Source organism: Streptomyces sp. NPDC005774, from assembly GCF_042871645.1.
Lineage (GTDB): Bacteria > Actinomycetota > Actinomycetes > Streptomycetales > Streptomycetaceae > Streptomyces > Streptomyces pratens.
On record NZ_JBIAIV010000030.1, the window covers coordinates 62,970 to 74,966 of the forward strand.

General features: G+C 69.1%; 7 protein-coding genes and 1 pseudogene. 4 read left to right on the top strand and 4 right to left on the bottom strand.

Features of this window, described 5'->3' with window-relative positions:
- Positions 1 to 3: 3 nt before the first annotated feature.
- The 4 genes from ACFYQA_RS24915 to ACFYQA_RS24930 form a co-directional block, all read right to left on the bottom strand.
- A complete protein-coding gene (locus tag ACFYQA_RS24915) occupies positions 4 to 780 on the bottom strand; it encodes a succinate dehydrogenase/fumarate reductase iron-sulfur subunit (RefSeq protein ID WP_388921840.1) in 777 nt (258 codons plus the stop codon).
- Entirely contained in the window at positions 777 to 2,711 is a 1,935-nt protein-coding gene (locus ACFYQA_RS24920) for a fumarate reductase/succinate dehydrogenase flavoprotein subunit (protein ID WP_388921843.1), read from the bottom strand. Before ACFYQA_RS24920 ends, ACFYQA_RS24915 begins: the two co-directional genes overlap by 4 nt.
- 143 nt (positions 2,712 to 2,854) lie before the next feature.
- Positions 2,855 to 3,691 carry a hypothetical protein gene (locus tag ACFYQA_RS24925; protein WP_388921845.1) on the bottom strand — a complete coding sequence of 279 codons (837 nt, stop codon included), beginning with the start codon at positions 3,689 to 3,691 and terminating at the stop codon, positions 2,855 to 2,857.
- Between the two features lie 69 nt (positions 3,692 to 3,760).
- Positions 3,761 to 4,054, bottom strand: a complete 294-nt coding sequence (locus tag ACFYQA_RS24930) for a hypothetical protein (protein WP_388921848.1) — start codon at positions 4,052 to 4,054, stop codon at positions 3,761 to 3,763.
- A gap of 301 nt (positions 4,055 to 4,355) precedes the next feature.
- Here ACFYQA_RS24930 and ACFYQA_RS24935 point away from each other — a divergent pair, with 301 nt between their 5' ends.
- The 4 genes and pseudogenes from ACFYQA_RS24935 (at position 4,356) to ACFYQA_RS24950 (ending at position 11,898) form a co-directional block, all read left to right on the top strand.
- Positions 4,356 to 6,854 carry an ABC transporter family substrate-binding protein gene (locus ACFYQA_RS24935; RefSeq protein WP_388921851.1) on the top strand — a complete coding sequence of 833 codons (2,499 nt, stop codon included), beginning with the start codon at positions 4,356 to 4,358 and terminating at the stop codon, positions 6,852 to 6,854.
- A gap of 179 nt (positions 6,855 to 7,033) precedes the next feature.
- A complete protein-coding gene (gene typA / locus ACFYQA_RS24940; protein WP_388921854.1) occupies positions 7,034 to 8,950 on the top strand; it encodes a translational GTPase TypA in 1,917 nt (638 codons plus the stop codon).
- 145 nt (positions 8,951 to 9,095) lie between these two features.
- Positions 9,096 to 9,988: pseudogene (locus ACFYQA_RS24945) on the top strand (IS200/IS605 family accessory protein TnpB-related protein); the annotation flags it as partial.
- Between the two features lie 872 nt (positions 9,989 to 10,860).
- Positions 10,861 to 11,898: an ABC transporter permease gene (locus tag ACFYQA_RS24950; protein WP_388921857.1), complete on the top strand. Its 1,038-nt coding sequence runs from the start codon at positions 10,861 to 10,863 to the stop codon at positions 11,896 to 11,898.
- Positions 11,899 to 11,997: the final 99 nt, after the last annotated feature.

Sequence of the window (11,997 nt, forward strand, 5' to 3'; positions counted from 1 at the left end):
GTCTCAGGAGGGCGCCGACCGGCGCCGGATCTTGGTCCCGAGCCAGACGAGCGGGTCGTACTTGCGGTCCACCGCCCGTTCCTTCAGCGGGATCAGCGCGTTGTCCGTGATCCTGATGCCCTCGGGGCACACCTCCGTGCAGCACTTGGTGATGTTGCAGTAGCCGAGCCCGTGCTCGTCCTGCGCCGTGCGTCCCCGGTCCAGACCGGACTCGTCGGCCGCGTCCAGCGGATGCATGTCCAGCTCCGCCACCCGCATCAGGAACCGCGGTCCGGCGAAAGCCTGCTTGTTCTCCTCGTGGTCGCGGACCACATGGCAGACGTCCTGGCACAGGAAGCACTCGATGCACTTGCGGAACTCCTGCGACCGCTCCACGTCCTCCTGCGCCATCCGGTACTCGCCGGGCCCCACCCCCTCCGGCGGCACGAAGGCCGGCACTTCGCGGGCCTTCGTGTAGTTGAAGCCGACGTCCGTCACCAGGTCGCGGATCACCGGGAAGGCCCGCAGCGGGGTCACGGTGATCGTCTCGTCCCGGTCGAACACCGACATCCGGGTCATGCACAGCAGTCGCGGGCGGCCGTTGATCTCGGCCGAGCACGAACCGCACTTGCCCGCCTTGCAGTTCCAGCGGACGGCGAGGTCGGGGGCCTGGGTGGCCTGGAGCCGGTGGACGATGTCGAGGACCACCTCGCCGTCGTGCACCTCGATCCGGAAGTCCTCCAGACCGCCGCCCCGCACGTCCCCCCGCCACACTTTGAAGCCGGCCTCATAGCTGCTCACTCGTACAGCTCCTCTTCGGTGAGGTACTTGACCAGCTCCTCCTTCTCGAAGAGGGCGAGCAGGTCGGGGCGGATGGGTTCGGTGGTCTCACGGGTCAGGACGATCTGGCCGCGCTCCGGGTCGGTGGCCGCGACGCCGTCCGTCGGATCGGCCATCGCACACAGCAGGTTGACGTTGCGCCAGGCGCGTTCCATCGCGGAGTGGTCCTCGCGGGTGTGGCCGCCGCGCGACTCGGTACGCTCCAGCGCGGCCCGCGCCACGCACTCGCTGACCAGCAGCATGTTCCGCAGATCCAGGGCGAGGTGCCACCCCGGGTTGAACTGCCGGTGCCCCTCGACACCGGCCCGCCGGGCGCGTCCCCGCAGCTCGGCCAGTTTCCGCAGGGCCTGCTCCATCTCGGGCTCACGACGGATGATGCCGACCAGGTCGTTCATCGTCTGCTGGAGCTCCTGGTGCAGGGTGTACGGATTCTCCGGGGGGCTCCCGCCGGTGTTCTCGCTCTCCGCCGAGAACGGGCGCAGCGCCTCCGCGGCGGCGGCGTCCACCTGGACGTCGTCCACCCGGAGCCGCTCCCGGTCCTGTCCCGCCGCGTGCTCGGCCGCGTGCCGGCCCGCCCGGCGCCCGAACACCAGCAGGTCGGAGAGGGAGTTGCCGCCCAGCCGGTTGGAGCCGTGCATGCCGCCGGCCACCTCACCGGCCGCGAACAGACCCGGTACCCCGCGCGTCGCCGCCGTGTCCGAGTCGACGGCGATGCCGCCCATCACGTAGTGGCAGGTGGGTCCGACCTCCATCGCCTCCGCCGTGATGTCGACGTCCGCCAGCTCCTTGAACTGGTGGTACATCGACGGCAGCCGGCGCTTGATGACCTCGGCCGGCATCCGGGTGGACACGTCCAGGAAGACCCCGCCGTGCGGGGAGCCGCGGCCCGCCTTCACCTCGGCGTTGATCGCGCGGGCGACCTCGTCGCGGGGGAGCAGTTCGGGGGGACGGCGGTGGTGGTCCGGGTCGTCGTACCAGCGGTCGCCCTCCTCCTCGGACTCGGCGTACTTCTCCTTGAAGACGTCCGGCACGTAGTCGAACATGAACCGCTCGCCGTCGGAGTTGCGCAGCACCCCGCCGTCGCCGCGCACCGACTCGGTGACCAGGATGCCCTTCACCGACGGCGGCCAGACCATGCCCGTCGGGTGGAACTGCACGAACTCCATGTTGAGCAGCGGTGCCCCGGCCAGCAGCGCCAGCGCGTGGCCGTCGCCCGTGTACTCCCACGAGTTGGACGTCACCTTGAACGACTTGCCGATGCCGCCCGTCGAGAGGACCACGGCGGGTGCCTGAAGGACGAAGAAGCGCCCGGACTCCCGCTCGTAGCCGAAGACACCGCAGACGTGGCGGCCGTCCTTGAGCACGCGGGTGACCGTGCACTCCTGGAAGACCTTCAGCCGGGACTCGTAGTCCCCGGTCTCGCGGAAGTCCTCCTGCTGAAGGGCGACGATCTTCTGCTGGAGGGTGCGGATCAGCTCCAGGCCGGTGCGGTCGCCGACGTGCGCGAGGCGCGGGTACTCGTGGCCGCCGAAGTTGCGCTGGGAGATCCGGCCATCCTTCGTCCGGTCGAACAGCGCGCCCCAGGTCTCCAGCTCCCACACCCGCCGCGGTGCCTCCTGGGCGTGCAGTTCCGCCATCCGCCACTGGTTGAGGAACTTCCCGCCGCGCAGGGTGTCGCGGAAGTGGACCTTCCAGTTGTCGCCGGTGTTGACGTTGGCCATGGCGGCGGCGATCCCGCCCTCGGCCATCACGGTGTGGGCCTTGCCGAACAGCGACTTGCAGATCACCGCCGTACGGGCGCCCCGCTCGCGTGCCTCGATGGCGGCGCGCAGCCCGGCACCGCCCGCACCGACCACGACGACGTCCCATTCCTGCCGGTCGACCACGGTCATTTAAAGGCCCCACTCGTCGGAAACCGCCATAACCTGCCAGAACTCACAGAACTCATGTAACTCGCAGAACTCGCAGAATTCATGTAACTCGCAGAACTCGCAGAACGTGCAGACATTACAGAACGCGCAGAGCGCTCGGGGGGTCAGAAGAAGCGCGGATCGTCGAAGGCGCCGGACGCGACGAGATAGACGTAGAGGTCGGCGACCGCCACGCTCACCAGCGACGCCCAGGCGAGCTGCATGTGCCGGGCGTTCAGCCGGCCCACCCACTGCCACATCCGGTAGCGCACGGGATGCCGGGAGAAGTGCTTGAGCTTGCCGCCGACGATGTGCCGGCAGGAGTGGCAGGAGATGGTGTACGCCCAGATCAGCGCGATGTTGACCAGGAAGACGAGGGTGCCGAGCCCCATGTGGCCCCACGCGTAGTGCTCGTCGCGGAAGGCGAGGGCGGTGTCGTAGGTCAGCACCACGGCGACCAGGAGCGCCGCGTAGAAGAAGTACCGGTGGATGTTCTGTAGGATCAGCGGGAAGCGGGTCTCCCCGGTGTACTTCTTGTGCGGCTCGGCGACCGCGCAGGCCGGTGGGGACGCCCAGAAACCCCGGTAGTAGGCCTTGCGGTAGTAGTAGCAGGTCAGGCGGAAGCCGAGGGGGAAGATCAGGATGAGGATCGCCGGCGAGAGGCCCCACCAGCTTCCGAACAGTTCCCAGTTGGGCCCGCCGCGCATCGGCTCGCAGTTCTCGGCGAGGCACGGGGAGTAGAACGGCGAGACGTACGGCGCCGCGTAGTAGTCCGCGTTCGACAGGGCCCGCCAGGTCGAGTAGACGACGAAGGCGAGCAGACCGGCCGCGGTGGCGGCCGGAGCCAGCCACCAGCGGTCGGTCCGCAGGTGCGGAGCGGCGATCGTGGCGCGGGTACCGGTTCTCACGCCGGTACGTCGAGGTTGGGTGTCTGTGGCGGGAGGTTCCGTACCAGTGGCCACTTGTCCGCTCCGGTCGGGGTCAGGGGGGCGCGGCGGATCCTGCGGGGTGGGGAGTGGAGGGGGAGGGGGTCAGGGGGCGCGGCGGTCGCGCACGCCGAGCCCTTCGTCGTCCGAGTCCACCCACAGGGACGGGTCGTACGGTGCGTCGGAGATGGTGACGAGATCGGGCCGCTTCGGTACGCCGGCCGTGGTGACGACCGTCTCCCGGAGCAGCGCGACGCTCTCGCGCAGATGGTTGGTGTCGGACCGGACGCGGCGCATCTCCAGGCCGCCGCTGCCGAGCTGCTTCTCCAGGCGTCCCACCGACCGGATCAGGTCGTCGAGACTGCGCTGGACGGATGCCAGTTCGTCGTGCACGGACATGACTTGCCCTCACTTCTCGCGGGTCCTTCAGGGTCCTTCAGGCCCAAGGCGGCAACGTTCATGCGCCTGCGAGTGTTGCGCGTCACACCTTGCGCTGTGAAGGGATGTGCATCGATTGGCCGAGGCGCATGGGTGCACCGTGTGGTTGTTGTGCGCCGTACGGGTGCCCTTCCGCTCCGTGGCCGCCGTGTCGCTCTTGGTTGCCGAACCCTTTCCTCTTCAGTGGCCGCATACATCAGATGAGATCTAAATAACAATAAAAGTGATCATAACGTCCGCGGCTTCACGGAGGTAACCAGAGATGTCCCACGACGGCGTCGGCCCGCGCGCGGTCATGCGATCGGTCGCCTTCCTCACCGCGGGCGCGCTCGCGGTGCCCGCGCTGGCCGGATGCAGCTCCAAGGACGACCCGGCCGGCCGGCCCCTCGCCGGCGGGGACATCGCCCGCGCCGACCGCGCGAGAATCGCCGACGGCGGCACCCTGCGCTGGGGCGTGGACACCGTCCCGGACACCCTGAACACCTTCCAGGCGGACGCCGACGCCACCACCGCCCGGATCGCCCAGGTCGTGCTGCCGTCGATGTTCCGGATGGACAGCCGGGGCCGTCCGGCGCGCAACCCCGACTACCTGGAGTTCGCCGAGGTCGTCGAGACCGAGCCCAAGCAGGTCGTCCTCTACAAGCTCAACCAGCAGGCCGTCTGGAGCGACGGCCGGGAGATCGGCGCCGCCGACTTCACCGCCCAGTGGCGAGCCCTGTCCGGCAAGGACTCCGCCTACTGGACCGCCCGCAACGCCGGCTACGACCGCATCGAGAAGGTCGAGCGCGGCAAGGGCGACCTGGAGGTCAAGGTCACCTTCAGCCGTACCTACGCCGACTGGAAGTCGCTGTTCGCACCGCTGTACCCGAAGGACGTCATGGGCACCCCGGACTCCTTCAACGACGGGGCCCGCACGAAGCTGAAGGTCACCGCAGGACCGTTCAAGGTGAAGAAGGTCGACCGCGAGGACGACGAGGTCACCCTCACCCGCAACGCACGCTGGTGGGGCGAACCGGCCCGGCTCTCCACGATCGTGCTGCGCGAGGTGCCCCACGACGAACGCGTCGCCGCGCTCACCGCCGGAACCCTGGACCTGGCCGAGGTCGACGCCACGGCCGCCCGCCGCATCTCCGTCGCCGCCGGCCCGCGGGGCACGAGTGGGAGCGCGAGTGGGGATACGAGTGGGAGCCCGAGTGGGAGCCCGAGCGGGAGCGCGAGCGGGGATACCAGCGGGAGCGCGCCGGGCGGTGCGGCCGAGGACGGTAAGTCCCTGACGGGCCCCGGAGCCGCAGGTCTCGGGGACGGGCGGTCCGCGGCGAAGGCCCTGCGCTCCTGGGCCGTCGCGAACGGCTCCGACGAGGAGGCCGCCGACGAGGAGATCTCCGCACGCGAGGAGCGGCGCGAGGCCGCCGCGGAGCTCACGCGTGAGCAGCGGGCCCTCAGCGGCTTCGAGGTGCGCAAGTCGCTGGAGCCCGCCTACACCCAGCTCGCTCTCAACGGAGCCGAGGGCCCCCTCGCCGACGAACGGGTCCGCCGCGCCGTGGCCCGCGCCCTGGACCGGCGGGAACTGGCGGAGGCGATCCTGAAGCCGCTCGGTCTGCCCGTCGAGCCCCTCGGCAGCCATCTCGCGCTCGCCGGGCAGACCGCCTACGCCGACGGCAGCGGCGCCCTCGGCGACGAGAACGCCGAGGAGGCGCGGGCCCTGCTCGCGGACGCAGGCTGGGTACCGGGCGGCCCGGTGAAGAAGAAGGAGGACAAGGCCGCCGGCGGGAAGGGCGAGAAAGCGGGATCGTCCGGCAAGGACTCCGCGGACGGCGCCGGCGACGGCACGTACATCGTCGGCGAGGGCGACGGCGGGGACACCGAGGACGACGGGGGCACCCAGGGCGACGGCAACAACGGGGACGGCAACAACGGCGACGGCAACAACGGCGACAGCAACAACGGCGACAGCAACAACGGCGACGGCAACAACGGGGACGGCCACCTCGCCCAGGACGGCACCCAGCACACGCGGCTGAAGCGGGGCAGCGCCCCCGGCGCCTACGCGCCCCTGGGCACCGCCGCCCCGGCCCAGGCCGGGAGCGCCCCGCTCGCCAAGGACGGCAAGGCGCTCACGCTCGACTTCGTGCTTCCCTCCGGGCCCGGTTCGGAGGTCCTCGCCACCGTGGCCGAACGGATCACGAAGATGCTGGAGCGGGTCGGCATCCGTACGGAGATCACCAAGGTCGACGACGAGAGTTATTTCACGGACCACATCGCCTCCGGGGAGTACGACCTCGCCCTCTACTCCTGGCCCGCCACCGCCTTCCCCGCCACCGACGCCCGCCCGGTCTACGCCAAGCCGGTTCCGGCGGCCGACGGCTCGCTGAACGTCGGGCAGAACTACACCCGCGTCGGCACCGACCAGGTCGACCAGCTCTTCGACCAGGCCCTCGCGACGCTCGACGACGCGAAGCGCGCCGAGCTGATCCGCAAGGCGGACGCCCGTATCTGGGCGGTGGCCGGCTCGATCCCCCTCTACCAGCGCCCCCAGCTCACCGCCGCCCGCAAGGACCTGGTCAACGCCGGAGCCTTCGGGTTCCGCACCCCGGTCTACGAGGACATGGGCTATCTGAAGAAGGGCGCGGGGGGCCCGGCCCGGACACCGGGGGAGGAGTCCACCGAGCCGTCCGCCTCCGTCTCCACCTCGGAATCGGACCCGGACCCGGACTCCGCCTCGGACTCGGACTCGGATGCGGACTCGGACGCGGAGTCCTGATCAGTCCTGATCACCCCGTGTGACGGGCCCCAGGGGTCGCTCCGGACGAGGAGGGCGAGCCCCCGGTGCCGAGGGCCCGTACCATGGGGAGAGGCCGTGGCGTGTTCAGCCCGGCAGGGCCCGCGCACCACAGCCGTCTGCGCAGGGCGCTTCTCACCATTCCGGGAGTACGCCAACTCATGGCTTTGTCCATCCAGCGTCACGACATCCGCAACGTCGCCATCATCGCCCACGTCGACCACGGCAAGACCACCATCGTCGACGGCATGCTCAAGCAGGCAGGTGCCTTCGCCGCCCACCAGCTCGACCAGGCCGACGAGCGCATGATGGACTCCGGCGACCTGGAGCGTGAGAAGGGCATCACGATCCTGGCCAAGAACACGGCGGTGAAGTACCACCCCAAGGACGGTGGGGACCCGATCACGATCAACATCATCGACACCCCCGGCCACGCCGACTTCGGTGGCGAGGTCGAGCGCGCCCTGTCGATGGTCGACGGTGTCGTGCTGCTCGTCGACTCCTCCGAGGGCCCGCTGCCGCAGACCCGCTTCGTGCTGCGCAAGGCGCTCCAGGCGCGGCTGCCGATCATCCTGTGCATCAACAAGACGGACCGGCCGGACTCCCGTATCGACGAGGTCGTCAACGAGGCCTACGACCTCTTCCTCGACCTGGACGCCGACGAGGACCAGATCGAGTTCCCGATCGTCTACGCCTGCGGCCGTGACGGCATCGCCTCGCTGACCAAGCCGGCGGACGGCACGGTCCCGGCGGACTCGGACTCGCTCGAGCCGTTCTTCTCCACCATCCTGTCGCACATCCCGGCCCCCACGTACGACGAGGGCGCCCCGCTCCAGGCCCACGTCACCAACCTGGACGCCGACAACTTCCTCGGCCGGATCGCCCTGCTCCGCGTCCACCAGGGCGAGCTGAAGAAGGGCCAGACGGTCGCCTGGATGAAGCGCGACGGGTCCGTGCAGAACGTGCGGATCTCCGAGTTGATGATGACCGAGGCGCTCACCCGCAAGCCCGCCGAGAAGGCCGGCCCGGGTGACATCTGCGCGGTCGCCGGCATCTCGGACATCATGATCGGCGAGACCCTGGCCGACCCGGAGAACCCGGTTCCGCTGCCGCTGATCACCGTGGACGAGCCGGCGATCTCCATGACCATCGGCACCAACACCTCGCCGCTGGTCGGCCGCGGCAGCACCGGCAAGGGTGCCGACGCGAAGGCGGCCGTGAAGGACCGCAAGGTCACCGCCCGCCAGGTCAAGGACCGGCTGGACCGCGAGCTCATCGGCAACGTCTCGCTGCGCGTCCTGGACACCGACCGCCCCGACGCCTGGGAGGTGCAGGGCCGCGGCGAGCTGGCACTGGCGATCCTGGTCGAGCAGATGCGCCGTGAGGGCTTCGAGCTCACCATCGGCAAGCCGCAGGTGGTCACCCGGGAGGTCGACGGCAAGGTGCACGAGCCCGTCGAGCGCATGACGATCGACGTGCCCGAGGAACACATGGGCGCGGTCACGCAGCTCATGGGCGTCCGCAAGGGCCGCATGGACAACATGTCGAACAACGGCTCCGGCTGGGTGCGCCTGGAGTTCGTGGTGCCCTCGCGTGGTCTGATCGGCTTCCGTACCGAGTTCCTCACCCAGACCCGGGGCACCGGTATCGCGCACTCCATCCACGAGGGCCACGAGCCCTGGTTCGGACCGCTCACGACGCGTAACAACGGCTCCCTGGTCGCCGACCGGGCCGGCGCTGTCACCGCGTTCGCGATGACCAACCTGCAGGAGCGCGGTGTGCTGTTCACCGACCCCGGCACCGAGGTGTACGAGGGCATGATCGTCGGCGAGAACTCCCGCGCCGACGACATGGACGTCAACATCACCAAGGAGAAGAAGCTCACCAACATGCGGTCGGCCTCGGCCGATTCGTTCGAGGCGATCGTCCCGCCGCGCAAGCTGTCGCTGGAGCAGTCGCTGGAGTTCTGCCGCGACGACGAGTGCGTCGAGGTGACCCCGGAGTCCGTGCGTATCCGCAAGGTGAACCTGGACGGTCGCGAGCGCGCCCGCGCCGTGAGCCGCGCCAAGCACGGCTGACACGTCGTCGGCCGACACGTCGGCCGGCACCCCGCCCGCGCACGCGGGCACATACGGCACCGGGCACCCCTGACCGCAGGGGTGCCCGGTGCCGTTCGTGCGGGCGGCGGAACTCGCCCCGGATCAGCAGGCGGAGACACGTCGGAACAGGGTGGAGGCCAACCGGGCCATCGCCCACCGCATCCACCACGACGTGGCCCGGGGCCGCTGGTATGCGACCGCCTCCTGGCAGACCCCCGTCACGCAGACGATTCCCCTGGCAGCGGCGCTGTCCGGCGGGGTGATCGGGGTGGATACCAACGCCGACCACCTCGCCGCCTGGCGCCTCGATGTTCACGGCAACCCGATTGGCACCCCGCGCCGCTTCTCCTACGACCTGACCGGCACCGCCGGCCACCGCGACGCCCAGGTCCGCCACGCCCTGACCCGGCTGCTGCACTGGGCCCGAAGCTGTGGGGTGCGGGCGATCGCGGTGGAGGACCTGGACTTCACCGCGGAGAAGACCCGCGAGAAGCACGGCCGCAAAAGGCGGTTCCGGCGGCTGGTCTCCGGTCTGCCCACCGGCCGGCTCCGCGCCCGCCTGACCTCGATGGCCGACCGGACGGGGATCACCGTCATCGCCGTGGACCCGGCCTGCACCTCCCGGTGGGGCGCCCAGCACCGGCAGAAACCCCTGACCAGCACCACCCGCAGGACCATCCTCCCCCAAGCTCTCGACTGCGCTCAAGCAGGGGGCACCCCCATCGATGCCGCCGGCATCGCGATCGGACGACGCGCCCAGGGGTATCCCATCCGGCGTCGGACGACACCGCCCCGCACCCACCGGAGCGATGGATGCGGGCATCGGACCGTCCAAGCCGGACCGGATACCCCCGGGGTGAGGGACCCCGCCGCCGCCTTCCCGGACCACGGACACGCTCCGTGCCACCGGACGCGGAGCGAACGCGGGCGGCCAGGACACCCCACACCGTTCAGGATGTCCGCGGTGAGCGGGAATGGGTCCAGAACCCACTCCTGCTCCCTGACCAGGAACGGTAGGGATAACCCTCGATCTCCCCGGGAGATGCCCCTGAAGCGGGCGATGCCCACTACCCTTCTCCCGAAGCGGACGGTTGTCGCGTCGGCGTGGCCGAATTCGCGTTCCGATTCACGCCCGCTGCGCGGCCCGGTGGCCAACGGCCCTGCCGCTCAAGCGTGTTGAGTGCACGACAGTCCTTTAAGGACCTTGCACGGGGCCGCGCCATTCGCAATGGCTTTTCGTAAGACACGTGTCCGATATACGGACGCGCACTCCCGATAGATGTGTAACAAGTCCGTTTCGCAGGGATCTCCGACGAAACCCTTTGTCCGGATTTTGGAAGATGTGGTACCTAGCTGTGATCGAACCGAGACCTCGGGGGTGTGGTTCGGTCTTGTCGCATGGCAGATAGTTAGGCGCGTAGAACTCGGCCGAACGGGCCACGCGTCATCGATGCGGGCCCGCGGGCCAGGGGGCACCTGACGATCTCCGACACCAGCGACGGGCGGTGAACGAAGACATGTCGTGTGCTCCCCCTTGCGGTGAACCAGTGGATTCATGAGGAGGAACCCATGCGAGGTGTCATAAACGCCATATGGGTCGCGTCGTCCCCGATGACAGGTGTAGGCCCCGTGGGTGCGTTCGATCCTGTTCCTGTTCCCGTTCCTGTTCCCGCTCTCGTGGCCGAGGCAGCGATCCGGCGTCGCGAACTTCCTTGACTGCCCCGGCCCGTGACCGGCCGGCGTCGGTCGTGGGCCAGGGTCCCCCGGCGATGGGGTCGACCTCCAGTCGCTGTTCCAGTCGCGCGCTTCGAATGACGTACGCCGTGCGAAGGCCGTGGGACCGCTTGTGCACTCCCGACGACCTCCAACACCTGTGAAACGGACGAATCATGACGAGTCCAATAGAGATCGAGGGTGCTGAGGCCTCTTTCGTCTTGGACAAAGAGAGCGAGCCGCAGGGCGACGCCCAGGAGCCGAAGAAGCTCGAGGGCCACAGCCCCGGGCAGTTGATGTGGCAGCGCTTCAAGCGCGACCGCACCGGAGTGGTGTCCGCGTACGTAGTGATCTTCTTCTTCGTGGTCTCCGCGCTCGCACCGCTCATCGCGAAGGTGTACGGCAAGGATCCCTACACGCTCTACGCCCAGGAGCCGGACTTCCCGTTCCTTCTGGACGACTTCGCCATGCCCACCGGTTCCTTCGGCGGCATGTCGGGCGAGTTCTGGTTCGGTGTCGAGCCCAAGCTGGGCCGTGACGTGTTCACCATGCTGCTGTACGGCATGCGGACCTCGCTGTACATGGCCGTCGTCATCACGACCCTGTGCGTGGTGACCGGCGTGCTCATCGGCATGGTCAGCGGCTACTCCGGGGGCCGGGTGGACTACTGGGTGGGACGGGTCACCGACTTCTTCCTGGCCTTCCCGCAACAGCTGTTCTTCATCGCCTTCATGCCCGTGGTGACCGCGATGTTCGTCTCCCCGCAGGACGAGACCCCCACCTACCTGCGAGCCGTGGCGATCACTCTGGTGATGTGGTTCCTCGGCTGGATGAGCCTGGCCCGTCTGGTGCGCAGCTCCGTACTGTCGCTGGCCGACCGGGAGTTCGTGGAGGCCGCCAAGGTGTCCGGTGCCTCTCCTTGGCGCATCGTGCGCAAGGAGATCCTGCCGAACGTCGTCACGCCGATCCTGGTGCAGGCCACCTACATTCTGCCGAGCACGATCCTCACCATCGCCTTCCTTTCGTTCATCGGCGTCGGCTTCGTCGAGCCGACCCCGGACTGGGGCCGGATGTTCGCCATCGGTGCCGAGGTGTACGAGCAGGACCCGATGTTCATGTTCTTCCCCGGCATCGCGTTGGTGGCCTTCGTGCTCTCCTTCAACCTTCTCGGAGACTCCGTCCGGGACGCATTCGACCCCAAGACCGGACGCTGAACCGTCCACTGGTGGGTGGGGGAGCTGCCGCCCCCGTTCCGGCTTCCGGACCGTCAGGCAGCACTCGTGGACAACTAATGACAGGTAGGTGCATCCGCA

Excerpts from the sequence above, each read along its gene's own strand:
- ACFYQA_RS24920 (WP_388921843.1), bottom strand. The coding sequence starts at position 2,711 with ATGACCGTGGTCGACCGGCAGGAATGGGACGTCGTCGTGGTCGGTGCG.
- ACFYQA_RS24930 (WP_388921848.1), bottom strand. The coding sequence starts at position 4,054 with ATGTCCGTGCACGACGAACTGGCATCCGTCCAGCGCAGTCTCGACGAC.
- ACFYQA_RS24935 (WP_388921851.1), top strand. The coding sequence starts at position 4,356 with ATGTCCCACGACGGCGTCGGCCCGCGCGCGGTCATGCGATCGGTCGCC.
- typA (WP_388921854.1), top strand. The coding sequence starts at position 7,034 with ATGGCTTTGTCCATCCAGCGTCACGACATCCGCAACGTCGCCATCATC.
- ACFYQA_RS24950 (WP_388921857.1), top strand. The coding sequence starts at position 10,861 with ATGACGAGTCCAATAGAGATCGAGGGTGCTGAGGCCTCTTTCGTCTTG.